Here is a 26271-nt window from a genome sequence, read left to right as displayed (position 1 = left end):
AGCGCCCTCCGATGAAAGGTGTGAGCTTGCGCAAACTCCGCAAGTATTTGTTTTGCAAAAGGAACTTCAAACAAGCGAAGCGGTCTAGGACTGGTTGTGAAGGGGCTCCGCGCGGTCCGGCTGGCGATCGGTCTCGGCCAGGATGGCGCTGATCTGTTGCACCAACTGGTCGATGGTGAAGGGCTTGCTGATCATGTCCATGCCGCTGTCGAGGAACCCGCTGCTGGCAGCGCGCTCGGCATAACCGGTCATGAACAGCACCGGCAGCTGCGGGCGCTGCTGGCGGGCGATATCGGCCAGCTGCCGGCCGTTCATGCCCGGCAGGCCGACGTCGGTGACCAGTAGATCGATGCGCTGCTCCGATTCCAGGATTGCCACCGCCGCGGTGCCTTCGGCCGCTTCCAGGGCCTGATAACCGAGCATATCCAGCACATCGAGCACCAGCAGGCGTACTGCCGGGTCGTCTTCGACCACCAGCACGCATTCGCCCTGCTGCGCACGCAGCACCGCGGCAGCGGCGCTTGGAGCCGGGGCGCAGGGCACCGCCTCGGCGTGGGTCGGCAGGTACAGGCACACTTCGGTGCCGGCGTCCGGCTCGCTGGTGATCTGCAGATGCCCGCCCGCTTGCCGGGCGAAGCCGTAGATCATCGACAGCCCAAGGCCGGTGCCCTGGCCGATGGGTTTGGTGGTGAAGAACGGCTCGAAGGCGCTGGCCAGGACCTTGGGTGTCATGCCGCAGCCGCTGTCGGCGACTGTCAGGGTGACGTAGGCGCCGGGCGCCAGGTCGCCGACCTGGCGGGCGCGCTCGAGCATCACGTTGGCGGTGCCGATGCGCAGCGTGCCGCCGTCGGGCATGGCGTCGCGGGCGTTGATCACCAGGTTGAGCAGCGCGCTTTCCAGCTGGTTGTCGTCGCTGTAGGCCGGCCACAGATCGGCCTGCAGCTGCATTTCAATCTGGATATGACTGCCGAGCGTGCGGATCAGCAGGTCGTGCATCGAGTCGATCAGCGCGTTGAGTTCGACTCGCTTGAGGTTCAGCGGTTGACGGCGCGCGAAGGCCAGCAGCCGATGGGTGAGTGCCGCGGCGCGATTGGCGGAGGTAACCGCGGCGTCGATGAAACGCTGGGTTTCGCCGTGGCGGCCGGACTGAATGTAGCGCTGGATCAGGTCCAGCCCGCCGATGATGCCGGTGAGCATATTGTTGAAATCGTGCGCGATGCCGCCGGTGAGCTGGCCGACGGCCTCCATCTTCTGCGCCTGGCGTAGGGCGTCCTGAGCCTGTTCGCGGCTGGCCATTTCCTTGAGCAGGCGTTCGTAAACCTCGGCCAGCGCCTGGGTACGCTCCTGAATGCGGCTTTCCAGCGTCTCGTTGAGTTCGCGCAGGGCCTGTTCGGCGCGCCAGCGCTCGGTGACGTCCAGTGCCATGACGAAGAAGCCGATCACCTTGCCGTGGACGTCGACGCGCGGCAGGTAGTGCACCAGCGAGCGCCGCTGCCCGCCGTCGCGGTGCGGGCTGTGGGCCTCGAAGGTCACCGTTTCGCCGTTCAGCGCGGCGCGGATGTTGGCGCGCCGCAGCTGATAACCGGCCTCGCCGAGGATCTCGCGCACGGTCTTGCCGCGCAGCCATTCCGGCGGATAGCCGAACCAATCCTCGTAGTAGCGGTTGTTGAAGCGGAAACGTTCCTGATCGTCGATGTAGCCGATCAGCAGCGGCAGTGCGTCGGTGATCATCTTGATCTCCGCCTCGCTCTGGCGCAGGGCCAGTTCGCTGGCGTGCTGACGGCTGATGTCCATCACCGCGCCGGGAAAGCGCAGCACGCGACCGTCTTCACCATAGTGGCAGCGCCCGCGCGCGTAGGCCCAGCGCGGCTGTTCATCGTCAGTGTGCAGCCGGTAACGCTCGGCGAAGGTGCCGTTGCCGGCGACGCATTGCTGCATCGCTGCGAGCACGCGGGCGCGGTCGTCGGGGTGGATGTGTTCGACAAACGGCTGGACCGAGAGGCTCTGCTGGGGCGTCGTATAGTCCTGCTCCGGCACATGGCAGAGCAGCTCGACCTGCTCGCAGGTCGCTCCGCCCTGCACGTCCCAGTCCCAGATGCCGATCAGGTCGCTGGCTTCCAGCGCCAACTGCAGGCGTTGTTCGCTGAGGCGGTAGGCCTCGGCGCTGAGCTTGTAGCGCAGCGCCGTCTGCGACAGGCGGGCATCGCTGCGCATGCGCTCGCTGGTTTCGTTGAGGCACAGCAGCAGGCCGGCGATCGCGCCCCGGCTGTCGCGGATCGGGCTCAGCGCCATGTCGAACCAGGCATCTTCCGCTTCGTCGTGGCGCTCGATCAGCATGTGGCGGTTGTGCAGCAGGCGCGCCTCGCCCCGCCGCGCGCCGTCGCAGGCGGGTTCGAGCAGTTCCCAAGTGGCGCCCCAGGTGCCGCAGGCCGGGCTGCCCAGCTCGGCCGGATGGCGTCGGCCGATCAGCCGCGCGTGGGCGTCGTTGTAGAGTTGGATGTTGTCCTCGCCCCAGAGGATGCACATGGGCCCGGGGGCATCGAGGATCGTATCGACCAGCAGGCGCAGGGCCGCCGGCCAGTCCGCGGGCGGACCCAGCGGGGTGACCTGCCAGTCGTATCGGCGAATCCGTTCGCCCATTTCGCTGCTGCTGTGCGGCCAGCGCTCAGCTGTCGGCATAACCTGTTCCATTCCTTGCACCGTGGTCGGCTGTGTGGCCGGAAGATGAGCCTGTGCGCGGGCCGGCCAACGCGCAGAGGGCGCTGCGAGGCGCGTCATGGTCGTGGCGCTCGCAGCGCGACGATTCTACGGGGTTACTCGCGGTAGAAAAGCGCGCTTTGTCAGGCAGCGCGCCCCTGCAAGCTGCGGATCAGCTCCGGATAGCTTTCGACCGCGGCGAACTCCTCGGTGTCCTTGTGGCCGCGCCGGCTGTCCGGTTCGCGCACGGCCAGCAGATGGGCAATGCCGAATGCGCGGGCGCTGCGCAGGATCGGCAGGCTGTCGTCAATGAACAGCGCGCGCTCCGGTGCCAGCTCCAGATCCTGGCGCAGGGCGTGCCAGAACTGCGGGTCTTCCTTGGGGAAGCCATAATCGTGCGAACTGATCAGACGGTCGAACCAGGGTGCCAGTTCGACGCGCTCAAGCTTCAGCGACAGCGAATCGCGATGGGCATTGGTGATCAGGACCACGCGTTTGCCGGCATCGCGCAGTGCGGCGAGAAACTGGTCGGCGGCCGGGCGCAGGGCGATCAGATGGGCGATTTCGCGCTTCATCTCGCGGATCGGCAGGTCGAGCTCGCGGGTCCAGAAGTCCAGGCAGTACCAGGTCAGCTTGCCCTGGTGTTCGTTGAACAGCGGCGTCAACTCCATTTCGGCCATCGTGCGGCTGATGCCGTGGCGCTCGGCGTAGCGCTGCGGCAGGAATTCGAGCCAGAAGTGATTATCGAAATGCAGGTCCAGCAGCGTGCCGTCCATGTCGAGCAGGACGGTATCGATGGTAGACCAGGGCGGGGCGGTGATCATGGCGGGCTCTTGATGGTCGGATAGGGTTGAGACGGTGGCGTGCAGCAAAGCGTTCACGGCTGCCGCCAGAAGCCGGGTTATCATAGCTGCTCGCGTTTGCAGGAGTGTCCCATGCGCCAGAAACCCACCGTGCTTGCCCGTGAGATCGTTGCGAGCAGCCGCCTGTTCCGCGTCGAGGAGCTGCAGCTGCGCTTCTCCAATGGTGTCGAGCGCACCTACGAGCGCCTGGTCGGCAAGGGGACCGGCTACGGCGCGGTGATGATCGTGGCGCTGGCCGATGCGCACAATGTGCTGCTGATCGAGGAATACTGCGGCGGTACCGACAGCTACGAGCTGTCGCTGCCCAAGGGCCTGATCGAACCCGGCGAGGATGTGCTCGAGGCCGCCAACCGCGAGTTGAAGGAAGAAGCCGGTTTCGGCGCGCGACGCCTGGAACTGCTGACCGAGCTGTCGCTGTCGCCGGGTTACATGAGCCAGAAGATCCAGGTGGTGCTGGCGCGCGACCTCTATCCCGAACGCCTCCCGGGCGATGAGCCGGAGCCGATGCGCGTCGAGCAGTATTCGCTGAACGAACTGTCGAGCCTGATCCAGCATCCGCAGTTCAGCGAGGGCCGCGCGCTGGCCGCGCTGTACCTGGCGCGCGATCTGCTGACCCAGCGTGGGGAGTTCGGCCAATGATTCATCGCTACCTGCCGGCGGTGATCGATCTGGTGCGCGCGGCCGGTGCGGCGACCCTGCCGTACTGGCGCCGCGAACTGGCAGTGCAGACCAAGGCCGACGAATCGCCGGTGACAGCGGCGGACATGGCCGCGCATCGGCTGCTGTTCGACGGCCTGACGGCGCTGGACCCCGGCATTCCGGTACTGTCCGAAGAAGACTGCGCGCTACCGCTGGCCGAGCGTGCCGGCTGGACGCGCTGGTGGCTGGTCGATCCGCTGGACGGCACCAAGGAATTCATCGCCGGCAGCGAGGAGTTCACCGTCAACGTGGCGCTGATCGAGCGCGGCCGGGTGTGCTTCGGCGTAGTGGGCATTCCCGCCAATGGGCGCTGTTATTACGGTGGCGCCGCGCTGGGCGCCTGGTGTGGCGAGGTGGACGGCACGCTCCGCCCGCTGCGCACACGCCGGCAGCCGGTCGGCGCTTTCACCGTGGTGGCCAGCCGGCGGCACAGCAGTCCGGCCCAGGAACAGTTGCTCGAACGCCTGCGCCAGCGATTCGGCGAGCTCGAGCTGGCGAACGTCGGCAGCTCGCTGAAGTTCTGCCTGCTCGCTGAGGGCTCCGCCGACTGCTATCCGCGCCTGGCGCCGACCTCGCAGTGGGATACCGCGGCCGCGCAGGGCGTGCTCGAAGGGGCGGGCGGCGAAGTGCTGGATGTCGCCGGCGCGCCGCTGACCTACGAGGCGCGCGAGGGCTATCTGAATCCGTCGTTCCTGGCACTGCCGGCCGGCGCCGACTGGCGCGACGAACTGCTGGACATCGCGCAGCAACCGTGAGGCCGGCGCTGCGCTAGAGGCGGGATGATCACGAGGCCCCGGGCGGGGCTATTTGTGCAGCACGAACTGCCCGGTGAAACGCACCGCGTCGCGGCCGTCGGCGGCGAGGATGCGGCTGTGCAGTTCCAGACGCGAGCGGCCGCGGCGGCGGTAGATCGCTTCGAAGCGCTCCCAGGCTTCCGGCGTCGGCGCGGAGCAGATGGCGATTGCATCATCGACCACTGGCAGCGGGTATTCGATCTGGCCTTCATGGATGACGATGTGGCCATCCTCGATGCCGGCTTCGCGCAGACGCAGATGCAGCCAGCCCCAGCCAGCCAACACCGCGGCGCAGTACAGACTGCCGCCGAACATGCTGCTCTTGTGGTTGATGTTCGGCTGCAACGGCACGTTCAGGCGCAGTTCGTGGTTTTCCCACTGCGCGACGCGCAGGCCCAGCGAGCGCGTCAGCGGAATGTCGTGATGGAGGATGGCTTCCAGGTAGCGGCTATCGCGGCTCATGCCGGGGAGATTCCTAAAACGTGGCGGAGACAGGAAAGACGCCAAGCATGACTGTTGAGTCACGATTTTGCCAGCCTGGTCATGCTTCACCTCGGCCGGCAGTGCGCCGTCCGGTTGCCTGCGCCGGCGGTGAACCGGCGCTGCGGCGCAGGTTTCAGCGGCTGGTGCGGCGCTCGCTCTTGCGCTGGTAGGCGCAGTAGCCCGGACGCGGGCCGACGTGCGGGTGGTTGCGGCAGGTGTCTGGGCGCTTGGCGTAGACCGTGCACAGGCGCGTCTGGCGGTCGAGGTAGAGGCAGTCGCCGTTGGCTAGGCGGGTCAGGGTGAAAATCTCGCGCTTGTGGTTGAAGTGCTCGACCACCCCTTCGCGGCTCAGGCGCCGGGCGACCTGCTTGGCCGGTTCGTCGCGCTCGAACTCGTCGACCAGCCCCAGACGGATCAGGTCGTCGATGCGCACCTCCACCGGCAGGGTGCAGCAGGTCGCGTGGCAGTCGCGGCACAGCCCGTTGCTGTAGCGGGCCCAGGTTTCCAGGCGTTCCGGGTCGGATGAGGCGATCAGCGAGTGTTTCACGGCGCGCGTTTCGATGAAAAAAGGTGCGCGATCATAACGGGCTGCGCGGCAATTGCCAGCGGCGTACGCCGGACGGGCGGTCGCGCAGATGTAAAGGAAACCTGCAAACCTGTCTGGACTGCCCGATGAGGTGAACCGGCCGCCCCGCCACGAGTCCCTCTTGTATGTTTTCCAGCCGCGAGGACTATCCATGACGCAGGAATCCGGCGTTTCCCCTTCCGACGAAGTCAGCGCGTTCCGCGAGAAGGTCTTGCGCAAGCTGACCTATTCGGTCGGCAAGGACTCCGAAAGCGCATCCGACTACGACTGGTTCGAGGCGGTGGCGCTTGCCGCACGCGACCACATCATCGACCACTGGATGGAATGCACCCGGCAGACCTACCAGGGCGGTTGCAAGCGGGTGTACTACCTCTCGCTGGAATTTCTCATCGGCCGTCTGCTGGTCGACAGCCTGAGCAACCTCGGCCTGTTTGAGGTGGCGCGCGAGGCGCTGGCCGAGCTGGACGTCGACATCGAGCGCATCCGCCTGCTCGAGCCCGATGCGGCGCTGGGCAACGGCGGCCTCGGCCGGCTGGCGGCGTGCTTCATGGAAAGCATGGCGACGCTGCAGGTGGCGGCGCATGGCTACGGCATCCGTTACGACCACGGGCTGTTCCGTCAGGCCATCGTTGACGGCTGGCAGCACGAGCAGACCGAGACCTGGCTCGACTTCGGCAATCCCTGGGAGTTCGAGCGGCCGGAAGTCAGCTACCTGATCGGCTTCGGCGGCCATGTCACGGCGATACCGGGCGAGGGCGGCGGCGAGTCCCGCCACTTCTGGCACTGGGCCGAGGGTGTGCGGGCGATCGCCTACGACACGCCGATCGTCGGCTGGCGCGGCGCCAGCGTGAATACCCTGCGCCTATGGCGCGCGCGGGCTGAGGCGGATTTCCACCTGGAGCGCTTCAACGCCGGCGACCACATCGGCGCGGTGGCCGAGGAGGCCAAGGCGCAGAGCATCTCGCGGGTGCTCTACCCGGCCGACAGCACCGAGGCTGGCCAGGAACTGCGCCTGCGCCAGGAGTACTTCTTCGTTGCCGCCTCGCTGCAGGACCTGCTGCGCCGCCACCTCGACCAGCGCGGCACGCTGGACAACCTGCCGGACTACGCGGCGATCCAGCTCAACGACACCCACCCGGCGATCGCCGTGGCCGAGCTGATGCGCCTCCTGGTGGACGTGCACGGCCTGCAATGGCCGCACGCCTGGAAGCTGACCACCGCGACGCTGAACTACACCAACCACACGCTGCTGCCCGAAGCGCTGGAAACCTGGCCGGTTGGGCTGATGGAGCGGCTGCTGCCGCGGCACATGCAGATCATCTACCTGATCAACGCCCATCACCTCGACAGCCTGCGCCAGCGCGGCGTGCAGGATGCCGAGCTGCTGCGCTCGGTGTCGCTGATCGAGGAGGACCACGGACGCCGCGTGCGCATGGGCAACCTGGCGTTTCTCGGCTCGTCCAGTGTTAACGGCGTGTCGGCGCTGCACACTGGGCTGATGCGCAAGACGGTGTTCACCGACCTGCATGCGCTGTATCCCGAGCGGATCAACAATAAAACCAACGGAATCACCTTCCGCCGCTGGCTGTACCAGGCCAACCCGCACCTCACCGGGCTGCTGGTGAGCAGCCTCGGCGAAGCGCTGCTGGACGATCCGCAGCATCGCCTGCGCGATCTGGAGCCGTTCGCCGAGCAGGCCGCCTTCCGCCTGCAGTTCGCCGAGCAGCGCATGGCCAACAAGCGTCATCTGGCGGCGTTGATCCAGGAGCGGCTGGGCGTGAGCGTCGATCCGGCGGCGCTGTTCGATGTGCACGTCAAGCGCATCCACGAGTACAAGCGTCAGCTGCTCAACCTGCTGCACACCGTGGCGCTGTACCACGCGATCAGCGCCGATCCGGGCGGCGACTGGGTGCCTCGGGTGAAGATCTTCGCCGGCAAGGCGGCCGCCAGCTATCACCAGGCCAAGCTGATCATCAAACTGACCAACGACATCGCCCGCACCATCAACGACGACCCCACCGTGCGCGGCCTGCTCAAGGTGGTGTTCCTGCCCAACTACAACGTCAGCCTGGCCGAGGACATCATCCCGGCGGCCGACCTCTCCGAGCAGATTTCCACCGCCGGACTGGAGGCGTCGGGCACCAGCAACATGAAGTTCGCCCTCAACGGCGCGCTGACCATCGGCACGCTGGACGGCGCCAACGTCGAGATGAGCGAGCAGATCGGTCGCGAGCACATGTTCATCTTTGGCCTCACGGCGCAGCAGGTCGAAGCGCGCAAGCGTGCCGGCGAATTCAACGCCGAGGCCACCATCATCGGCTCGCGGCGCCTCAGCGAGGTGCTTTCGGCGATTCGCGACGGCGCCTTCTCGGCCGACGATCCGGGGCGCTACGTGGGCCTGATCGACGGGCTCTACTGGCACGACACCTACCACGTCTGCGCCGACTTCGAGGCCTACTGGCAGGCGCAGCTGGAGGTCGAGGCGCGCTGGCGCGATCCGGAGCAGTGGTGGCGTTCGGCGGTGCTCAACACCGCACGCACCGGCTGGTTCTCTTCGGACCGCACCATTCGCGAATACGCCAGCGAGATCTGGAAGGTGATGTAGCGCGGCGCCGGAGTGCAGCGCGGCGGCCAATGCCGCTGCGCTGAACTCCACTGCGGCGGTGTCGGTCTGAGGGGAGTTAGTTTTTTGCCGGCCTGCTAAACTGCGCGGGTTTTCTCCCCTCTCTGGAGCCTTTTCCATGTCACGCGTAACCCTGAGTCGCTACCTGATCGAGCAGACCCGCAGCAACAACACTCCCGCGGATCTGCGCTTCCTTGTCGAGGTGGTGGCGCGCGCGTGCAAGGCCATCAGCCATCAGGTGTCCAAGGGCGCGCTGGGCGGCGTGCTCGGCAGCATGGAAACCGAGAACGTGCAGGGCGAGGTGCAGAAGAAGCTCGACGTGCTGTCCAACGAGATCCTGCTGGAAGCCAACGAGTGGGGCGGCACCCTGGCCGGCATGGCGTCCGAGGAAATGGACAAGCCGTACCAGATTCCCGGTCGCTACCCCAAAGGCGCCTACCTGCTGCTGTTCGATCCGCTGGACGGCTCCAGCAACATCGACGTCAACGTCTCGGTCGGCACCATTTTCTCCGTGCTGCGCTGCCCCGGTGACTGCTTCAGCCAGAACGACTCGCTCGGCGAGGAAGCCTTTCTCCAGCCGGGCACCCGCCAGGTGGCCGCGGGTTACGCGATCTACGGCCCGCAGACCATGCTCGTGCTGACGCTCGGTCACGGCGTCATGGGCTTCACCCTCGACCGCGAGCTGGGCAGCTTCGTGCTGACCCACGAACACCTCCGCGTGCCGCAGAGCACTGCCGAATTCGCCATCAACATGTCCAACCAGCGCCATTGGCAGGCGCCGGTCAAGCGCTACGTTGAAGAACTGCTGGCCGGCAAGGAGGGGCCGCTGGGCAAGAACTACAACATGCGCTGGATCGCCTCGATGGTGGCCGACGTGCACCGTATCCTCACCCGCGGCGGCCTGTTCATGTATCCGTGGGACGCCCGCGAGCCGGAGAAGCCCGGCAAGCTGCGGCTGATGTACGAAGCCAATCCGATGTCGTTCATCATCGAGCAGGCCGGTGGCGCCGCCACCGATGGCACCCGACGCATCCTCGACATCGAGCCCACCTCGCTGCACCAGCGCGTGCCGGTGTTCCTCGGCTCGAAGGAAGAAGTCGAGCGCGTCACCGGCTATCACCAGGCCTGATGTGATGCCCGTGCCCTGGCGGCAACTGCTGGACTGGTGGTTCGGTCAGGGCACCACGGCGCGCGAGATCTCGGGCGAAAAGCATGCGCTCTGGTTCGGCTACCGGAGTGCGCAGGACGCCCAGGCGCGCGAGCGCTTCGGCCCGCTGTGCGAGCAGGCGCTGCGTGGCGAACTCGATGCCTGGACGGCCAGCCCCGAGGGCTGGCTGGCGCTTATCCTGCTGCTCGATCAGCTGCCCCGGATGATTCATCGCGGTACGTCGCAGGCCTTCGCTGGCGATGTGCGGGCGCAGCAACTGGTACGCCAGGGGCTGGCGCACGGTGGCGATGTGCTGCTGGCGCCAATCCAGCGGGTTTTCATCTACCTGGTGCTGGAACATGCCGAGGACCTGGCGCAGCAGGAGCTGGCCGTCGCGCAGTTCGAGCAACTGTGCGAGATTGCCGCGGCGGATGAACAGCCGCTGTTCGACGACTTTCTCGATTACGCCCGGCGCCACCGTGCTGTGATCGCCCGCTTCGGCCGCTTTCCCCATCGCAATGCAATGCTCGGGCGCGAGTCGAGCGAAGCCGAGCGCGCATTCCTCGCCGAACCGGGATCGCGCTTCTAGCTTCTAAGTGATCGCACCGTTCGGCCTCTGGCCGGCACGGCTGCCGGCCAGGCGCTAGTCTTTCCGTACCTGACAAGGAGTTTGCTCATGCCGCTGCGCTTTTCCGCCCTGATTGCCATCGCCTTGCTGCTTGGCGCCTGCAGCAAGATCACCCAGGACAATTTCGCCCAGCTCAAGCCCGGCATGCCGCGCGTCGAGGTCGAACAGCTGCTCGGCAAGCCCGAGGAGTGCGCCGGCGCGCTGGGCATGTCCAGTTGCACTTGGGGCGACAAGAATCGCTTCATCAGCATCCAGTTCGCCGGTGACAAGGTGATGATGTTTTCCGGCAAGGGGCTCAAATGATGGTCATGCGCATGCTGGCGGCGCTGTCGTGCGCACTGTTGCTGGGCTGTGCCGGCGCGACGAGTGGCGAGGCGCCTCCGGCGACTGCCGGCCAGGTCGATCTCGAGCGCTACCAGGGCACCTGGTACGAGCTGGCGCGGCTGCCGATGTTCTTTCAGCGCAACTGCGTGGAATCCGAGGCGAATTACCGTTTGCAGGACGACGCCAGCGTCGCGGTCATCAACCGCTGCCGCACCGTCGACGGTGACTGGCAGCAAGCGGTCGGGCAGGCGGTGGCACAGGAGCCAGGGCGCACCGATCGCCTTTGGGTGCGCTTCGATAACTGGTTCAGTCGCCTGTTTCCGCAGCTGACGCGCGGCCACTACTGGATCCTGTTCCTCGACGACGACTACCAGAGCGTGCTGGTGGGCAGCCCCGATCGCGAATACCTCTGGCTGATGGCGCGTACGCCACAGGTTTCCGCGCAGGTACGCGACCGCCTGCTGCAGGAGGCGCAGGCCCGCGGTTACGTCACCGAATCGCTGATCTGGCGCGGCGAACAGCAGTAGCGCGCCTCACGCGCCCCGCCTGCGAGCGTCATGAGGCGAGGCGGGTCAATTTACGCAGCGGCATGCCCGTGCGCGTGATCCTCGCTATGATGCCGGACATATCCAGGGGCCGACCGCCGGCCACGCAGATCGGGAGTGTGCCATGCAAACCTTGTATCCGGAGATCAAACCCTATGCGCGACACGAGCTGGCGGTGGAGGAACCGCATGTGCTCTACGTCGACGAGAGCGGTACTCCGGATGGCCTGCCGGTACTGTTCGTGCACGGTGGCCCCGGCGGCGGCTGCGATGCGCTGAGCCGGCGCTTCTTCGACCCCACGGTCTATCGCATCATCACCTTCGATCAGCGCGGCTGCGGGCGCTCCACACCGCACGCCAGCCTGGAGAACAACACCACCGCCCACCTGATCGCCGACATGCAGCGCATTCGCGAGTTTCTCGGCATCGACAAGTGGGTGCTGTTCGGCGGCTCCTGGGGCTCGACGCTGTCGCTGGCCTACGCCCAGGCGCACCCCGCGCATGTGCATGCGCTTATCCTGCGCGGCATCTTCCTCTGTCGGCCGCACGACCTGAGTTGGTTCTATCAGGAAGGTGCGAGCCGATTGTTCCCCGATTACTGGGAAGACTTCGTCGCACCGATCCCGCCGGAAGAGCGCGGCGATCTGATGCAGGCGTTCTACCAACGTCTGACCGGCACCGACCAGATCGCACAGATGCACGCGGCCAAGGCCTGGTCGTGCTGGGAAGGCCGCACCGCCACGCTGCGGCCCAATCCGCAGGTGGTGGAACGTTTCGGTGATCCCCATCGCGCGCTGTCGATGGCGCGCATCGAATGCCACTACTTCATCAATCAAGCCTTTCTCGAACCGAACCAGCTACTGCGCGACATGCCGCGGATGGCGCATCTGCCTGGCATCATCGTGCATGGCCGCTACGATGCCATCTGCCCGCTGGACAACGCCTGGGCACTGCACCAGGCGTGGCCGGAGAGCGAGCTGCAGATCATCCGCGACGCCGGCCATTCGGCTGCCGAGAGCGGCATCACCGATGCGCTGGTGCGCGCCGCTGCTGACATTGCGCAGCGCCTGACCAACGTACCGCCGGCGGATGACGCCTGATGAAGGCACTGCTGCAGCGTGTACGGCACGCACGGGTCGAGGTGGCGGGTGAGGTGGTCGGCGCGATCGATCAGGGGCTGCTGGTGCTGATCGGCGTGGAGCGCGAGGACGATCAGGCGCGCGCCGACAAGCTCCTGCACAAGCTGCTCAACTACCGCGTTTTCGCCGATGCCGAAGGGCGCATGAACCGCTCGCTGCAGGACGTCGGCGGCGGTCTGCTGCTGGTGTCGCAGTTCACGCTCGCCGCCGATACCCGCAGCGGCCTGCGTCCCAGCTTCTCCAGTGCGGCGCCGCCGTCACAGGGGGAGGCGCTCTATGATTACCTGCTGGCGCAGGCCCGTCGGCAGCACCCACAGGTCGCCTGCGGGCGCTTCGGTGCCGAGATGCAGGTGCATCTGCAGAACGACGGTCCGGTAACCTTTCTGCTGGAGAGCTGAGGGTTCAGGAGCGCGCCGGTTCCAGGTCGTTGTCGCGTAGCCAGCTGACCGCATATTCGCGCAACTGGACCGTCTGGTAGCGCAACCACGCCTCGCGCACCGCGGGAAAGTCCTCGAGCTTGAAGTCGAAGGTGCGCAGCGGCTTGCGCCCCTTCAGTGCATTGCTCAGCACCGCGTGCGCGATAGGGTCGTGCTGGGTGAACAGGAAGGCCTCGCGCATGGCGATGGCCTGCGCCAGTTCCAGCGGCGCGATGTGCAGGTAGCGATCCTGCTGAATGTCGTATTTATCCATGACGCCAGGTGCCGGATCGCCAGGGAAAATTGCGCGAATCTCGCCACTCTCCAGGTCGAGGTAGTACTCGGCGGTGTCGCGCCCATCCAGCGCGAATTCCAGACGGTGCATATCGATGGTCAGTGGTCGCATGAAAAAGGCCGCTCTCGTGCAGTGATCGTGGGACGCGCCGCCGCAACGGCTGGCGCAGCTGAATGCGGTCGAGCCCTGGCGGGCCTGGAAATCAACCGCTTGGGAGGGGCGTCATAAACAGCCTGTAGCGTCTGACCACCCGGCACCGGGTGGGTGCGTCACGCTCATCGGAGAATGTGCGCCGTGCGCTGGCGGCGCCGCCAGCGTGGGCTCAGAACAGGCGGGCCAGCAGCGCGCTGACCGCGGTCTCCACCCGCAGGATGCGCTCGCCCAACTGCACCGGCTGCAGGCCGGCTTCGGCGAGCTTGTCCACCTCGTAGGGGATCCAGCCGCCCTCCGGCCCGATGGCGAGCGTCACCGGTCCCTCGACGGCGCGCGGGCAGGCCGGATAATCGCCGGGATGACCGACCAGCCCGCGGGTGCCGGCAGCCAGCTGCGGCAGGCGGTCCTCGACGAAGGGCTTGAAGCGTTTCTCGATGATGACTTCCGGCAGCACGGTGTCGCGCGCCTGTTCCAGGCCGAGAATCAGCTGCTCGCGGATCGCCGCCGGTTCGAGAAAGGGGGTCTGCCAGAAGCTCTTCTCCACCCGGTAGCTGTTGAGCAGCACCAGCCGCGGCACGCCCATGCTGGCCACGGTCTGCAGCACGCGCTTGAGCATCTTCGGTCGGGGCAGTGCGAGCAGCAGGGTGAGTGGCAGCTTCGCGGGCGGCGGCTGGTCGAACTCGACTTCGAGTTCGGCCTCGGCGGTCGTCAGGCGCAGCAGCCGGCCTTGTCCCATCGCACCGCCCAGCAGGCCGACCCGCAGCGTCGCGCCGGGCTCGGCGCGGTGCACGTCCTGCAGGTGGGTCAGCCGCCGGTCGCGCAGCAATACGCGGCGCTCGGCGACGAAATCAGCCGGCTCGAGCAGCAGCAGGTTCACGGGCGCGGGGCGGGCGGCTGGCTGCCGGCGTCCGATTGTTGCTCGTCTGCCAGCTCGGCCTCTTCCTGCTCACGCTTCTTGACCATGCTGCCGCAGAGCACGCCGGCCTCGAACAGCAGCCACATCGGCACCGCCAGCAGGGTCTGCGAGAACACGTCCGGCGGGGTCAGCACCATGCCGACGACGAAGCAGCCGACGATCACGTAGGGACGGCTCTTGCGCAGGGTGGCGACATCGACAATGCCAACCCAGATCAGTAGGAAGGTCGCCACCGGAATCTCGAACGCCACGCCGAAGGCGAAGAACAGCGTGAGCACGAAGTCCAGGTACTGGCCGATGTCGGTCATCATCGCCACGCCTTCGGGCGTCACGCTGGCGAAGAAACCGAACATGATCGGAAACACCACGAAGTAGGCGAAGGCCATGCCAGCGTAGAACAGCAGGATGCTGGAGATCAGCAGCGGCACGGCGATGCGCTTCTCGTGCTTGTACAGGCCAGGCGCGATGAAGCCCCAGATCTGGTGCAGGATGATCGGCATCGAGAGGAACAGCGCAACCATCAGCGTCAGCTTGAACGGCGTCAGGAACGGCGAGGCGACCCCGGTGGCGATCATCGTCGCGCCTTCGGGTAGGTAGGCGCGCAGCGGTGCGGCGACCAGCGAATAGATCTGCTGGGAGAAATAGAACAGGCCGGCGAACAGCACCAGTATCGCAATGACGCAGTGCAGCAGGCGCTTGCGCAGTTCGGTCAGGTGGGCGATCAGCGGCATTTCCTGATCGTCGAGGGAAGGCTTGCTCATGGCTCTGGCGATCTGTCAGGACGGGAATCGGGCGCCGGCTCGGCGGGTTTGGCGGGCTCGGGCGCCGGCGCGGTGGCGGGCGCGCTGTCGGCGCTGACGGCTGCGGGAGTGGTCGCCGGTGTGGATGCTGCGGGGCTGCTAGTGGTCGAAGCCGGCGGCATGATGCTCTGCTTCATCTCGCGTTCGAGGTCGAGGATGCGTTCGTTGTGCAGTTGGCGACGAATCTCGTCGGCGCCAATTTCGCGCTCGACCTCGGCCTTGATGTTGTTGAAGCTGCGTTTCAGGCGGCCGACCCACAGGCCGGCGGTGCGAACGGCTCCGGGAAGGCGCTCCGGTCCCAGCACCACCAGGGCCACCAGACCGACCAGAAGCAGTTCGGTAAAACCGATATCGAACATCAGGACGTGCTCATCAACAGGGGAGGTGCGCGCCGACTGCCCGAGCGAAGCTCAGGCTGCCGGTTCGCGGGCAACTAGTCTTTGCGGGTAGGTTCTTCGACCTTGCGCGCCTGGGCATCGATGGTCTGCCCGGGCTTTTCCTCGACGCCTGGCTTGTCGTCGTCGGTGCCCATCGATTTGCGGAAGCCCTTGATCGCATCGCCGAGGTCGGAACCCAAGCCTTTGAGGCGCTTGGTGCCGAACAGCATGATGACGATGAGCAGGATGATCAGGAGTTGCCAGATGCTAATGCCGCCAAGACCCATGATGTGATACTCCGGAGTGGATCAGGTTTGTGGACGCGCGGCTTTTTCCGCGTGTCCGGAGAGGCCGAAGCGCCGGTCCAGCTCGTCCAGCACTGCCTGGGGATGCTGGCCGAGCGCGGCGAGCATGACCAGGCTGTGGAACCACAGGTCGGCGGTTTCGTAGATGAGGTCGCTGCAGTCGCCGCTGCTGGCGGCGTCCTTGGCGGCGAGGATGGTTTCCACCGATTCCTCGCCGACCTTTTCGAGAATCTTGTTCAGCCCCTTGTGATACAGGCTGGCCACGTAGGAGCTGTCCGGTGCGGCGTCTTTGCGCGCTTCCAGCACTTCGGCCAGACGGGTGAGGGTGTCACTCATGCTTGTGCTCCGCATAGATGGCGTGCGGGTCTTTCAGGACCGGCTCGACGACCTTCCAGGCGTCGTTCTCGAACACCCGGTAGAAGCAGCTCTCGCGGCCGGTATGGCAGGCGATGCCACCGATCTGCTCGACCAGCAGGATGATCACATCGGCATCGCAGTCCAGGCGCAGCTCATGCAGCTTCTGCACATGGCCGGACTCCTCGCCCTTGCGCCATAGCTTGCCGCGCGAGCGTGACCAGTAGATCGCGCGCTGCTCGCGGGCGGTCAGCGTCAGCGCCTCGCGGTTCATCCAGGCCATCATCAGCACGCGGCCGGTCTTGTGGTCCTGGGCGATCGCCGGGACCAGCCCGTCGCTATTCCAGTTGATCTCGTCCAGCCAGTTCATCGATACCTCCGCTGAGTGCGCCAAGTGTGCCAGCCCCTATCGAGCCTGGCTATCGGCGCACGACGATGTACGTGCCGGCCACCAGCATCACCCAGGCCGGCCAGGTTTGCAGCCCGACGAGGTGCTCGGCGCCGGCGGCGAGCGTGGCGCCACTACCCAGCAGCAGCGCACCGATCAGCCGCAGCGGCCAGCCGCGGTTGCGCTCGCGCCAGGGCGGCGGCGGATTGTCGGCGTGTGGATGGGCCATGCGTTCGAGCAGCTCGCGCGTCATGTGTGCCAGGTGCGGAACCTGCTCGATCTGCGCATGCACGTTCTTCAGCAGCTGGCGCGGGCTCATGCGCTCGCGCATCCAGCGTTCCAGATAGGGCTGGCCGGTGGTCCAGAGGTCGAGCTGCGGATACAGCTCGCGGCCCAGCCCCTCGATGTTCAGCAGGGTTTTCTGCAGCAGCACCAGCTGCGGCTGTACTTCCATGTTAAAGCGCCGGGCAACCTGGAACAGGCGCACCAGCAGCTGACCGAAGGAGATGTCCTTGAGCGGCTTCTCGAAGATCGGCTCGCACACCGTGCGGATCGCAGCCTCGAATTCGTTGACCTTGGTTTCCGCCGGTACCCAGCCCGAGTCGATGTGCAGCTGCGCCACCTTGCGGTAATCGCGCTTGAAGAAGGCCATCAGGTTGCGCGCCAGGTAGTCCTGATCCTCGGGCGTCAGGCTGCCGACGATGCCGAAGTCCACCGCGATGTACTGCGGGCTCCACGGCTGATGGGTACTGACGAATATGTTGCCGGGATGCATGTCGGCGTGGAAGAAACTATCGCGGAACACCTGGGTGAAGAAGATTTCCACGCCGCGCTCGGCGAGCTGGCGCATGTCGGTGTTCTGCCGCGCGAGCGCCGCCATGTCGGTGACCGGCACGCCGTAGATGCGCTCCATCACCAGCACTTGCGAGCGGCAATAATCCCAATGCACCTGCGGCACGTAGAGCAGTGGCGAGCCCTCGAAATTGCGCCGCAGCTGGCTGGCGTTGGCCGCCTCGCGCAGCAGGTCGAGTTCGTCGTAGATGGTCTTGGCGTAATCCTCGACCACTTCCACCAGATGCAGCCGGCGGGCGTCGATCGAGGCGCGCTCGGCGGTCTTGGCCAGCAGGAACAGCCAGGCCAGGTCCTGGCCGATCACCGGACGCAGGTTTGGGCGCACCACCTTGACGATGACTTCCTCGCCACTGTGCAGCCGCGCGGCATGCACTTGGGCCACCGAGGCGGAGGCCAGCGGAGTGCTGTCGAAGCGGGCGAACAGCTCGCCGACCGGCGCGCCGAGCTGCTGCTCGATCAGCTCGATGGCATGTGCGGAATCGAACGGCGGCACGCGGTCCTGCAGCATGGCCAGCTCGTCGGCGATATCGGCCGGCAGCAGGTCGCGACGGGTGGACAGCAGCTGGCCGAACTTGATGAAGATCGGTCCCAGCCCTTCCAGCGCCAGGCGCAGGCGCGCGCCGCGCGAAAGCGTGCTCTGGCGGCGCGGAACCCAGCGCCAGGGCAGCAGGTAGCTGGTGGTACGCAGCCACCAGGGCATCGGCAGGTCGAGCAGAATGTCATCCAGGCGGTAACGGATCACCACCAGCAGGATGCGGAACAGGCGGGCGGTGGCAGCGAACAGCTTCATTCGGCTTGATCTGGTTTCAGGTGGAGAGCGAGGCGTTCGACGCGTGCCTCGAGTCGGTCGAGGGTCAGTTTCAGTGCGTCCAGCTCGGCGAAGCGCGCTTCGGCTTCGGCCTGGCCGACCAGTGTGCGACTTTCCTCGCTGAGGTAATCGGCCAGGTCTAGGCGCAGCGAGTCGGCGCTGTCGCGCGCCCAGCGCAACGGCGCGCGCACGCTGGAGCCGAGCACTTGGCTGGCGACCGGGCCGAGCCAGCGCGAGAGTTCGTATTCCCAATCCAGCTCGAGGTCCTGCAGCACCTCGGCGAGATTCATCAGCACGCCGCTGTCGCCGTCGATCTCGACATCCGGACCGTGCAGCACGGCGGTCTTGTTGCGACTGACGGCGAGCCGGAGCAGGCTGCTCGCCGGGGCGCGCAGGCGGCAATCGGCATCGCTGGCCCAGCTCGAGGCGAGGCGCAGGCCCTCTTCATCGGCAAGGACGAACAGACGCCAGTTCGGCGCCGTGCACTCGATCTCGATGATGCGGCCACTAAGCCGGGCCAGCCGCGGCAGTGCGGCCGGGTCCAGGCGCAGGATGCCGTTGAGGCCGCGCTCGGCGCTGGCCAGCAGGGCTGTGCGCAGCATCAGGGCTTGATGCCCCGGTGCAGCGCGACGATACCGCCGGTCATGTTGTGGTAGGTCACGCGCTCGAAACCGGCGGTCTGCATCATGCCCTTGAGGGTTTCCTGATCGGGGTGCATGCGGATCGACTCGGCGAGGTAGCGATAGCTCTCGGCGTCATTGGTGATCAGCTTGCCCATCATCGGCAGCAGGCTGAACGAATAGGCGTCGTAAGCCTTGGAGAACAGCTGGTTGGTCGGCTTGGAGAATTCCAGCACCAGCAGGCGGCCACCCGGCTTGAGCACGCGCAGCATGGAGGCGATGGCGTCTTCCTTGTGGGTGACGTTGCGCAGGCCGAAGGCGATGGTGACCACATCGAAGTGGTTGTCCGGGAAGGGCAGCTTCTCGGCGTCGGCCTGAACGAACTTGACGTTGCCGGCCACGCCCTTGTCCAGCAGCTTGTCGCGGCCGACCTTGAGCATCGAGGCGTTGATGTCGGCCAGTACCACTTCCCCGGTGGGGCCGACGATGCGCGAGAACTGGCGGGTCAGATCACCGGTGCCGCCGGCGATATCGAGGATACGATTGCCCGGGCGGGCGCCGGACAGCTCGATGGTGAAGCGCTTCCACAGCCGGTGAATACCACCGGACATGAGGTCGTTCATCAGGTCGTACTTGGCGGCTACGGAATGGAACACCTCGGCCACCTTCTGTGCCTTCTGGCTTTCTGGCACGCTCTTGTAGCCGAAATGGGTGGTCGGTTCCGCGTCATGCGCTTTGCGTGGATCGGTCATGTCACTGTCACCGGAAGAATGTGCCGCGCATTCTAAACCCAAAAGACCGCACCTCGCTTCACGTGCGAAGCCGCGCCGACGCGCTAATGCAGGAAAACTTGATTACGGTCGGGTCCGGTGCGGGTGCTGCCGTCCGTCGGTGCATTGGCTGCTGTATAGTGCCGGCCCTTCATCGGCCTGCAGTCAGGAGTCGGCATGTCCCGAATCATCGTCGAGCGTTCCCACAGTCTCGGTCGCGAAGCCGCTCGCGCAAAGGCCGAGCAGCTGGCCAGTCGGCTGGCCAGCGAGTACGGCGTCAGCTATCGCTGGCAGGGCGACGTGCTGGCAGTGCGGCGCAGTGGCGCCGATGGGCAGATCGAGGTCGGCGAGGACCGGGTGAAGGTGCAGCTCAACCTGGGCCTGCTGCTGTCGGCGATGGGGGCGAGCATCCAGGGCCAGATCGAGCGGGCGCTGGACAAGGCGCTGGCGTGAGTCGGCGAAACATCCGGGCCTAGAAGGATGCGGCTTGCCACCCTCCACGCCGCGTCCGCCGCGTCCGCCGCGGGTTCGCGAACTCAATTCACCACCCGCTTGGCAGCTGATCCGGCGGGCAGTCGCAGCGGCTGTTACAGCATCAGCTTGACCACCGATTCGTTTGGGTCGCGCGACTTGCCGGCCTTCTCCAGCGCCTGCAGGTAGTCGTTCCACAGCGCTTGTTGGTCGAGCGCCAAGCGCTCCAGGTAATCCCAGGTGAACAGCCCGCTGTCGTGGCCGTCGCTGAAGGTCAGCTTCAGTGCGTACTGGCCGGCCGGTTCCAGCTTGTCCAGACCGACATTGAGCTTGCCGGTCTGCAGCACCGGATTACCATGGCCCTGCACCTCGGCAGAAGGCGAATGCACGCGCAGGAATTCCGCGCTCAACACGTAGCGCTCGTCGGCGCCGTACTCCAGTTCGAGCGTCTTCGAGGCCTTGTGCAGCTTGATGGCGGTGGGGATACGCATGGGTCAGCTCCAAGCGACAAGCCGCGAGCGACCAGCCAAGGCAGTACCTGTCTGCGGCTCGTCGCGGGGCGGCTCGTGGCTGCAGTTAAAGGATGTAGCGCGACAGATCTTCGTCCTGCGCCAGTTCGCCGAGGTGCTGGTTGACGTAGGCGGCATCGATGCGGATCGCCTCGCCGTCCTGCTTGGCCGCCAGGTCGCCTGCGCTGAAGGAGACTTCCTCCAGTAGGCGTTCGAGCAGCGTGTGCAGCCGGCGCGCGCCGATGTTCTCGGTCTTCTCGTTGACCTGCCAGGCAATCTCGGCGATGCGCTTGATGCCGTCGTCGAGAAATTCCACGTGCAGGCCCTCGGTCTTCAGCAGCTCGCGATACTGCTCGGTGAGCGAGGCGTGCGGCTCGGTGAGGATGCGCTCGAAGTCTTCCGGCGACAGCGCCTTGAGCTCGACGCGGATCGGCAGGCGGCCCTGCAGTTCGGGCACCAGGTCGCTGGGCTTGGACAGGTGGAACGCGCCGGAGGCGATGAACAGGATGTGGTCGGTCTTGACCATGCCGAGCTTGGTGTTGACCGTGCTGCCTTCGATCAGCGGCAGCAGGTCGCGCTGTACGCCCTCGCGGGAGACATCGGCGCCGCCGGTATTGCCGCGCTTGGCGACCTTGTCGATCTCGTCGATGAAGACGATGCCGTTCTGTTCCACCGCTTCCAGGGCGCGTGCCTTGAGGTCTTCTTCGTTGACCAGGCGCGCGGCTTCTTCGTCGCGGATCAGCTTGAACGCTTCCTTGATCTTCAGCTTGCGGCTCTTCTTTTTGCCCTTGCCCATGTTGGCGAAGAGGTTCTGCAGCTGGCTGGTCATCTCTTCCATGCCGGGCGGCGCCATGATTTCCACGCCCGCCGGGTTTTCGGCGACCTCGATGTCGATTTCCTTGTCGTCCAGCTGGCCTTCGCGCAGGCGCTTGCGGAACAGCTGGCGGGTGTTGGAATCGGCCGACTGCACCGGCTCCTCGGAGAAGCCCACCGGACGTGCCGGCGGCAGCAGGGCGTCGAGGATGCGCTCTTCGGCGGCGTCCTCGGCGCGGTGGCGCATCTTGTGCACCTCCTGCTCGCGCAGCATCTTCAGCGCGGCGTCGGCCAGGTCGCGGATGATCGAGTCGACGTCGCGGCCGACATAGCCGACCTCGGTGAACTTGGTCGCTTCCACCTTCAGGAATGGCGCGTTGGCCAGCTTGGCCAGGCGGCGGGCGATCTCGGTCTTGCCGACGCCGGTCGGGCCGATCATCAGGATGTTTTTCGGCGTGACTTCCTGGCGCAGCTCGGCCGGCAGCTGCATGCGCCGCCAGCGGTTGCGCAGGGCGATGGCCACGGCGCGCTTGGCGTCGTCCTGGCCGATGATGTGGCGGTTGAGTTCGTGGACGATCTCGCGGGGCGTCATGGACATGCGATTACTCCAGCGGCACGGCTCAGATGGCCGAGTCCAGCTCTTCGATGGTCAGATTCTGGTTGGTGAACACGCAGATGCTGCCGGCGATGTTCAGCGCGGTCTCGGCGATTTCGCGGGCGCTCATGTCGTCGCCGGCCTTCTGCAGCAGGGCCATGGCGGCGGCCTGGGCGAAGCCGCCCCCGGACCCCATGGCGATCAGCCCGAGCTCGGGTTCGACCACGTCGCCGTTGCCGGTGATGATCAGCGAGGCGTCCTTGTTGGCCACCGCGAGCATGGCTTCCAGGCGGCTCAGCGAACGGTCGGTGCGCCAGTCTTTGGCCAGCTCGACGGCGGCGCGCACCAGATGGCCCTGGTGTTTCTCCAGCTGACCCTCGAAGCGCTCGAAGAGGGTGAAGGCGTCAGCAGTGGCGCCGGCGAAACCGGCCAGCACCTGACCGTGATAGAGGCGGCGGACCTTCTTGGCGTTGCCCTTCATGACGGTATTGCCGAGGGAAACCTGGCCGTCGCCGCCCATGACGACTTTGCCGTTGCGGCGCACTGAAACGATGGTGGTCAAGGGAAATCTCCACGCTGCGGGGCGATGAATGCCCGAATGCAGGGTGATATGGGGCACCGCCGCAGGCTTTTCAACGCCGCTCGACCATCGGTTAGCGCAGCGCTCGCCTCAGTCCAGGGTGAAACCGAGCTGGCGCCAGGCCTCGTAGACGGCGATGGCGACGGTGTTGGACAGATTCAGGCTGCGGCTGTCCGGGCGCATCGGCAGGCGCAGGCGGCGTTCGGCGGGGAAGGCGTCGCGTACCGCGTCCGGCAGGCCACGGCTCTCGGGGCCGAAGAGGAAGGCGTCGCCACGGCGGTATGCGACCTGATGGAACGGCTGCGAACCCTTGGTGGTGAAGGCAAACAGGCGTGGGGCGTCGTCAGCGCCGGACTGCCCGGGCGGCGCAATGCCCAGCTCGGCGAGGCAGGCGTCGAGGCTGGCATGCCGGCGCAGCGGCGCGTATTCGTGGTAATCCAGGCCGGCGCGGCGCAAGCGCTTGTCGTCCAGTTCATAGCCCAGCGGCTCGATCAGGTGCAGGCTGCACCCGGCATTGGCGCAGAGCCTGATAATGTTGCCGGTGTTCGGTGGAATCTCCGGCTGGAAAAGGATCACGTGAAACATGCGCAGCACCCGATTGGACGACGGCGGCGATTCTACTGCGCCGGACCCGCGGCCGCGCCTGCGGCGTCGCTTTTTCGCCTCGCTGGTGCTGATCGGCCTGCTGGTGGGGATGATGATCGGCCGGCTGACGACGCCCGAGCCGGCGCGGCTGCTCGCCGTCGAGAGCATCGGTGAAAGGCTGCTGCTGCGCTTCAGTGCGCCGACGCAGTACCGCGCACAAACGGTCGACGGCGCCTATGCGCTGCTCTTGCAGGCGCGGGGCGGAGAGCGTGACGGGCAGTTGCAAGTGGACGGGCAGCGCGTGCGCTGGCGCATCCAGGCCATCGGGCAGGACCTGCTGCTGAATCTGGTCGCGCTCAGGCCGCTGCGGGTGCAGCCGAGCGAGCGGCAAGAGGAGGCTGACTGGGTGCTGGAGCTGCGGCTGGCGCCGGCGGACGATCTTCCATGAGGCTGTCTCGAATTACGTCTTCGCATCGATCCCGCGGTTGAGCCGCCGCGCGGCGTCGCGCTGGATGTAAAAAGCGACATCCACGCACGACGCTGCCAGATTATTCCTCCTCTTCATCCCGGCCATCACCCATGCCCAGCTCCTTGATCTTGCGGGTCAGGGTGTTGCGTCCCCAGCCCAGCAGCAGCGCGGCGTCGCGGCGGCGACCGGCGGTGTGCTTGAGCGCGGTCTCGATCATGATCCGCTCGAACGCCGGCACGGTGGTTTCCAGCAGGTTCGACTGGCCGAGCGTCAGCGCCTGGTCGGCCCAGCTGCGCAGCGCCTGTTCCCAGTTGTGCGTCGGTTGGGCATCGGCCGGCAGGCTGAGCAGCTCCGGCGGCAGGTCGCTGATGTGCACCTCGCGCCCGGACGCCATCACGGTGATCCAGCGACAGGTGTTCTCCAGCTGGCGCACGTTGCCCGGCCACGGCAGCTGCTGCAGGAAGGCCGCCGTTTCGCTCTTGAGCAGCTTGGTCTCGACGGCCAGTTCCTCGGCGGCGGCGGCGAGAAAATGCTGCGCCAGCGCAGGGATGTCCTCGCGGCGATCGGCCAGCCGTGGAATGTGGATGCGGATCACGTTGAGGCGATGGAACAGGTCTTCGCGGAACTTGCCGGCCTGCACCAGCGCCTCGAGGTCTTGGTGGGTGGCGGCGATGATGCGCACGTCCACGCGCACCGGCGTGTGCCCGCCGACGCGGTAGAACTCGCCGTCGGCGAGCACGCGCAGCAGACGCGTCTGGGTGTCGGCGGGCATGTCGCCGATCTCGTCGAGGAACAGCGTGCCGCCGTCGGCCTGCTCGAAGCGCCCGCGGCGCTGGTTCGCCGCGCCGGTGAACGCACCCTTCTCATGGCCGAACAGCTCGGATTCCATCAGGTCCTTGGGGATTGCCGCCATGTTCAGGGCGATGAACGGCGAGGCCGCACGCGGACTGTGACGGTGCAAGGCATGGGCGACCAGCTCCTTGCCGGTGCCGGACTCGCCGTTGATCAGCACGGTGATGTTGGAGTGCGAGAGGCGGCCGATGGCGCGGAACACCTCCTGCATCGCCGGCGCTTCGCCGATGATCTCCGGCGTGTGGGCCTGGCTGGCCGGCGCCTGCAGGCCCTGTTGCTCCTGGGCATGCTGGTTGGCGCGCTTGACCAGCGAGACCGCATCGTCGACGTCGAACGGCTTGGGCAGGTACTCGAACGCGCCGCCCTGATAGGAGGCCACGGCGCTGTCGAGGTCCGAGTGCGCGGTCATGATGATCACCGGCAAACGCGGGTGCCGCTCGCGGATCTGCGCCAGCAGATCGAGGCCGCTGGTGCCGGGCATGCGGATGTCGGAGATGATCACGTCCGGCTGCTGCTGCGTCAGGCGGCCGAGCACGCTGTCGGCGGTTTCGAAGCTCTGCGTGGCGATGCCTTCCTGCTGCAGCGCTTTCTCCAGGACCCAGCGGATGGAGCGGTCGTCATCGACGATCCAGACGGTTTCGCTTCGGTTCATGGGCAGGGGGCTCCTTGTTCGAGCGGCAGGAAGATCGAGAAGGCGGTATGCCCGGGATGGCTTTCGCACTCGATCAGGCCCTGGTGCTGACTGATGATGTTCTGGGTGATTGCCAGGCCCAGCCCGGTGCCGTCCGGGCGGCCGCTGACCATCGGGTAGAACAGGGTGTTCTGCAGTTCGGCCGGGATGCCGGGGCCGTTGTCGATGATCTCGATGCGCGCCACCAGCCGGTGGCGGATGTGGCCGATGGTGAACTGGCGCACCGTGCGGCTGCGCAGGGTCAGGCGGCCCAGCCCCAGTTCGGTCTGTCCGGCCAGCGCCTGCATGGCATTGCGCATGATGTTGAGCACGGCCTGGATCATCTGCTCGCGATCCATGAGGATCTCGGGGATGCTCGGGTCGTAGTCGCGAACCAGCACCAGGCTGCCCTGACATTCGGCCTCGATCAGGCTGGCGACGTGTTCCAGCACCTCATGGATGTTGGTCATCTCCAGCCGCGGCAGGCGGTTCGAGCCGAGCATGCGGTCGACCAGGTTACGCAGGCGGTCGGCCTCCTCGATGATCACCTCGGTGTAATCCTGCAGGTGTTCGTCCGGCAGTTCGCGGGCCAGCAGTTGCGCGGCGCCGCGGATGCCGCCCAGCGGATTCTTGATCTCGTGGGCCAGGCCGCGTACCAGCATCCGCGTGGTTTCCTGCTTGGACAGCTGCGCCTCCTCCTTGGTGATGCGCAGCAGCCGGTCACGCGGCAGCACTTCGAGCAGCAGCATGGTTTCGCCGCTGCCGAGAATCGGCGTCACCGCGTAGTCGACGGTCAGCGTCTGACCGGTGGCGGAGGTTAGCGTGGCCTCGCGCTTGGTGAACGGGTGTGCCTCGGCTACCGCCTGGCGCAAGGCAGACAGCGCTTCGGGCGACTCGGTGAACAGCTCGCTGATGAATTGGCCGTGGCTGCGCTGGCCGCTGACGGCGAGCAGCATCTCTGCCGCCGGATTCATGTACTCCAGGCGCAACCGCGCATCGAGCAGCAGTGTCGCAGTGGTCAGGTTCTCGATCAGCAGGCGTTGCAGGGCTTCGGTCAACATGGCGGGTCTGCATCCTTTGGGTAGGCCGGTAAATGCAAGAAGCAAACCAGACGCGCCAAAACGGCGCGTATCGGCGTGCTGGCGG

General features: G+C 66.3%; 31 protein-coding genes. 11 read left to right on the top strand and 20 right to left on the bottom strand.

What is annotated here, in order from left to right:
* Positions 1-84 precede the first annotated feature (84 nt).
* Together HU825_RS03690 and yrfG are read right to left on the bottom strand one after the other, a co-directional pair.
* Positions 85-2679, bottom strand: a complete 2595-nt coding sequence (locus tag HU825_RS03690; protein WP_234302929.1) for a PAS domain-containing protein — start codon at positions 2677-2679, stop codon at positions 85-87.
* Between the two features lie 161 nt (positions 2680-2840).
* A complete protein-coding gene (gene yrfG, locus HU825_RS03685; protein WP_431978443.1) occupies positions 2841-3521 on the bottom strand; it encodes a GMP/IMP nucleotidase in 681 nt (226 codons plus the stop codon).
* A 111-nt stretch (positions 3522-3632) separates the two neighbouring features.
* Between yrfG and nudE the strand changes: the two genes are divergently transcribed.
* Together nudE and cysQ are read left to right on the top strand one after the other, a co-directional pair.
* Complete coding sequence (gene nudE / locus HU825_RS03680; RefSeq protein WP_043295356.1) at positions 3633-4199, top strand: ADP compounds hydrolase NudE; 567 nt, start codon at positions 3633-3635, stop codon at positions 4197-4199.
* Positions 4196-5014 (top strand): 3'(2'),5'-bisphosphate nucleotidase CysQ, encoded by an 819-nt coding sequence (gene cysQ, locus HU825_RS03675; RefSeq protein ID WP_234302928.1) that lies wholly within the window; start codon positions 4196-4198, stop codon positions 5012-5014. The genes nudE and cysQ overlap by 4 nt, the downstream gene beginning before the upstream one ends.
* Positions 5015-5062: 48 nt before the next feature.
* On the opposite strand, the gene HU825_RS03670 is transcribed toward cysQ, so the two are convergent.
* Both HU825_RS03670 and HU825_RS03665 read right to left on the bottom strand, forming a co-directional pair.
* Entirely contained in the window at positions 5063-5515 is a 453-nt protein-coding gene (locus HU825_RS03670) for a thioesterase domain-containing protein (RefSeq protein ID WP_008569457.1), read from the bottom strand.
* A 154-nt stretch (positions 5516-5669) separates the two neighbouring features.
* Positions 5670-6083, bottom strand: coding sequence for a YkgJ family cysteine cluster protein (locus tag HU825_RS03665; RefSeq protein WP_008569458.1), 414 nt, complete (start codon positions 6081-6083; stop codon positions 5670-5672).
* 190 nt (positions 6084-6273) lie between these two features.
* On the opposite strand from HU825_RS03665, the gene HU825_RS03660 reads away from it, so the two are divergent.
* From HU825_RS03660 to dtd, 7 genes are all read left to right on the top strand, one after another.
* The gene (locus HU825_RS03660; RefSeq protein ID WP_234302927.1) at positions 6274-8727 is read left to right on the top strand and encodes a glycogen/starch/alpha-glucan phosphorylase; all 2454 of its coding nucleotides are present in this window, start codon (positions 6274-6276) and stop codon (positions 8725-8727) included.
* 136 nt (positions 8728-8863) lie between these two features.
* Complete coding sequence (locus HU825_RS03655; RefSeq protein WP_043295362.1) at positions 8864-9874, top strand: class 1 fructose-bisphosphatase; 1011 nt, start codon at positions 8864-8866, stop codon at positions 9872-9874.
* Between the two features lie 4 nt (positions 9875-9878).
* Complete coding sequence (locus tag HU825_RS03650) at positions 9879-10481, top strand: DUF924 family protein (RefSeq protein ID WP_077682418.1); 603 nt, start codon at positions 9879-9881, stop codon at positions 10479-10481.
* A gap of 87 nt (positions 10482-10568) precedes the next feature.
* Positions 10569-10823: a lipoprotein gene (locus HU825_RS03645; protein WP_043295364.1), complete on the top strand. Its 255-nt coding sequence runs from the start codon at positions 10569-10571 to the stop codon at positions 10821-10823.
* A 5-nt stretch (positions 10824-10828) separates the two neighbouring features.
* Positions 10829-11371, top strand: coding sequence for a lipocalin family protein (locus HU825_RS03640; protein ID WP_431978460.1), 543 nt, complete (start codon positions 10829-10831; stop codon positions 11369-11371).
* A gap of 142 nt (positions 11372-11513) precedes the next feature.
* Positions 11514-12488, top strand: coding sequence for a prolyl aminopeptidase (gene pip / locus HU825_RS03635; RefSeq protein ID WP_077682235.1), 975 nt, complete (start codon positions 11514-11516; stop codon positions 12486-12488).
* A complete protein-coding gene (dtd, locus tag HU825_RS03630; protein ID WP_138300585.1) occupies positions 12488-12925 on the top strand; it encodes a D-aminoacyl-tRNA deacylase in 438 nt (145 codons plus the stop codon). The genes pip and dtd overlap by 1 nt, the downstream gene beginning before the upstream one ends.
* A 4-nt stretch (positions 12926-12929) precedes the next feature.
* Here dtd and HU825_RS03625 read toward each other — a convergent pair whose 3' ends face one another.
* The 10 genes from HU825_RS03625 to ubiE all read right to left on the bottom strand — a co-directional run bounded on the left by HU825_RS03625 (position 12930) and on the right by ubiE (position 19563).
* Positions 12930-13349 carry a UPF0158 family protein gene (locus HU825_RS03625; protein ID WP_156715631.1) on the bottom strand — a complete coding sequence of 140 codons (420 nt, stop codon included), beginning with the start codon at positions 13347-13349 and terminating at the stop codon, positions 12930-12932.
* A gap of 211 nt (positions 13350-13560) precedes the next feature.
* Positions 13561-14268: a 16S rRNA (uracil(1498)-N(3))-methyltransferase gene (locus HU825_RS03620; RefSeq protein ID WP_234302926.1), complete on the bottom strand. Its 708-nt coding sequence runs from the start codon at positions 14266-14268 to the stop codon at positions 13561-13563.
* Positions 14265-15068 carry a twin-arginine translocase subunit TatC gene (tatC, locus tag HU825_RS03615; RefSeq protein WP_234302925.1) on the bottom strand — a complete coding sequence of 268 codons (804 nt, stop codon included), beginning with the start codon at positions 15066-15068 and terminating at the stop codon, positions 14265-14267. Before tatC ends, HU825_RS03620 begins: the two co-directional genes overlap by 4 nt.
* Complete coding sequence (tatB, locus tag HU825_RS03610; RefSeq protein ID WP_138300582.1) at positions 15065-15466, bottom strand: Sec-independent protein translocase protein TatB; 402 nt, start codon at positions 15464-15466, stop codon at positions 15065-15067. The genes tatC and tatB overlap by 4 nt, the downstream gene beginning before the upstream one ends.
* Before the next feature lie 74 nt (positions 15467-15540).
* The gene (gene tatA / locus HU825_RS03605) at positions 15541-15771 is read right to left on the bottom strand and encodes a twin-arginine translocase TatA/TatE family subunit (RefSeq protein WP_003286709.1); all 231 of its coding nucleotides are present in this window, start codon (positions 15769-15771) and stop codon (positions 15541-15543) included.
* A gap of 21 nt (positions 15772-15792) precedes the next feature.
* Positions 15793-16125, bottom strand: a complete 333-nt coding sequence (locus tag HU825_RS03600) for a phosphoribosyl-ATP diphosphatase (protein WP_043295376.1) — start codon at positions 16123-16125, stop codon at positions 15793-15795.
* Positions 16118-16513 (bottom strand): phosphoribosyl-AMP cyclohydrolase, encoded by a 396-nt coding sequence (gene hisI / locus HU825_RS03595; protein WP_008569471.1) that lies wholly within the window; start codon positions 16511-16513, stop codon positions 16118-16120. The genes HU825_RS03600 and hisI overlap by 8 nt, the downstream gene beginning before the upstream one ends.
* Before the next feature lie 49 nt (positions 16514-16562).
* Entirely contained in the window at positions 16563-18173 is a 1611-nt protein-coding gene (ubiB, locus tag HU825_RS03590; protein ID WP_234302924.1) for a ubiquinone biosynthesis regulatory protein kinase UbiB, read from the bottom strand.
* On the bottom strand, positions 18170-18793 hold the full coding sequence (locus HU825_RS03585; RefSeq protein WP_043295382.1) for a ubiquinone biosynthesis accessory factor UbiJ: 624 nt from the start codon (positions 18791-18793) through the stop codon (positions 18170-18172). Before HU825_RS03585 ends, ubiB begins: the two co-directional genes overlap by 4 nt.
* Positions 18793-19563 (bottom strand): bifunctional demethylmenaquinone methyltransferase/2-methoxy-6-polyprenyl-1,4-benzoquinol methylase UbiE, encoded by a 771-nt coding sequence (ubiE, locus tag HU825_RS03580; protein ID WP_043295383.1) that lies wholly within the window; start codon positions 19561-19563, stop codon positions 18793-18795. The genes HU825_RS03585 and ubiE overlap by 1 nt, the downstream gene beginning before the upstream one ends.
* A 195-nt stretch (positions 19564-19758) precedes the next feature.
* Between ubiE and HU825_RS03575 the strand changes: the two genes are divergently transcribed.
* Entirely contained in the window at positions 19759-20034 is a 276-nt protein-coding gene (locus HU825_RS03575; protein WP_043295385.1) for a polyhydroxyalkanoic acid system family protein, read from the top strand.
* Between the two features lie 134 nt (positions 20035-20168).
* Here the strand turns inward: HU825_RS03575 and HU825_RS03570 are convergent, their stop codons facing one another.
* The 4 genes from HU825_RS03570 to HU825_RS03555 form a co-directional block, all read right to left on the bottom strand.
* Complete coding sequence (locus tag HU825_RS03570) at positions 20169-20543, bottom strand: gamma-butyrobetaine hydroxylase family protein (RefSeq protein ID WP_234302923.1); 375 nt, start codon at positions 20541-20543, stop codon at positions 20169-20171.
* 85 nt (positions 20544-20628) lie between these two features.
* Positions 20629-21972, bottom strand: a complete 1344-nt coding sequence (gene hslU, locus HU825_RS03565; protein WP_077682229.1) for an ATP-dependent protease ATPase subunit HslU — start codon at positions 21970-21972, stop codon at positions 20629-20631.
* Between the two features lie 22 nt (positions 21973-21994).
* Positions 21995-22531 carry an ATP-dependent protease subunit HslV gene (gene hslV, locus HU825_RS03560; RefSeq protein ID WP_043295390.1) on the bottom strand — a complete coding sequence of 179 codons (537 nt, stop codon included), beginning with the start codon at positions 22529-22531 and terminating at the stop codon, positions 21995-21997.
* Between the two features lie 108 nt (positions 22532-22639).
* Positions 22640-23134 carry a tRNA (cytidine(34)-2'-O)-methyltransferase gene (locus HU825_RS03555; protein WP_043295392.1) on the bottom strand — a complete coding sequence of 165 codons (495 nt, stop codon included), beginning with the start codon at positions 23132-23134 and terminating at the stop codon, positions 22640-22642.
* Here HU825_RS03555 and HU825_RS03550 point away from each other — a divergent pair.
* Positions 23133-23582, top strand: a complete 450-nt coding sequence (locus HU825_RS03550; RefSeq protein WP_234302922.1) for a hypothetical protein — start codon at positions 23133-23135, stop codon at positions 23580-23582. The two genes, HU825_RS03555 and HU825_RS03550, sit on opposite strands and share 2 nt — an antisense overlap.
* Positions 23583-23682: 100 nt before the next feature.
* Here HU825_RS03550 and ntrC read toward each other — a convergent pair whose 3' ends face one another.
* Positions 23683-25107 carry a nitrogen regulation protein NR(I) gene (gene ntrC, locus HU825_RS03545; protein WP_234302921.1) on the bottom strand — a complete coding sequence of 475 codons (1425 nt, stop codon included), beginning with the start codon at positions 25105-25107 and terminating at the stop codon, positions 23683-23685.
* Positions 25104-26186: a nitrogen regulation protein NR(II) gene (glnL, locus tag HU825_RS03540; RefSeq protein WP_043295399.1), complete on the bottom strand. Its 1083-nt coding sequence runs from the start codon at positions 26184-26186 to the stop codon at positions 25104-25106. The genes ntrC and glnL overlap by 4 nt, the downstream gene beginning before the upstream one ends.
* Between the last annotated feature and the right edge of the window lie 85 nt (positions 26187-26271).

The sequence above is a fragment of the Pseudomonas phenolilytica genome (assembly GCF_021432765.1).
Taxonomy (GTDB): domain Bacteria; phylum Pseudomonadota; class Gammaproteobacteria; order Pseudomonadales; family Pseudomonadaceae; genus Stutzerimonas; species Stutzerimonas phenolilytica.
This window is presented reverse-complemented; position numbering and strand designations above follow the sequence as displayed.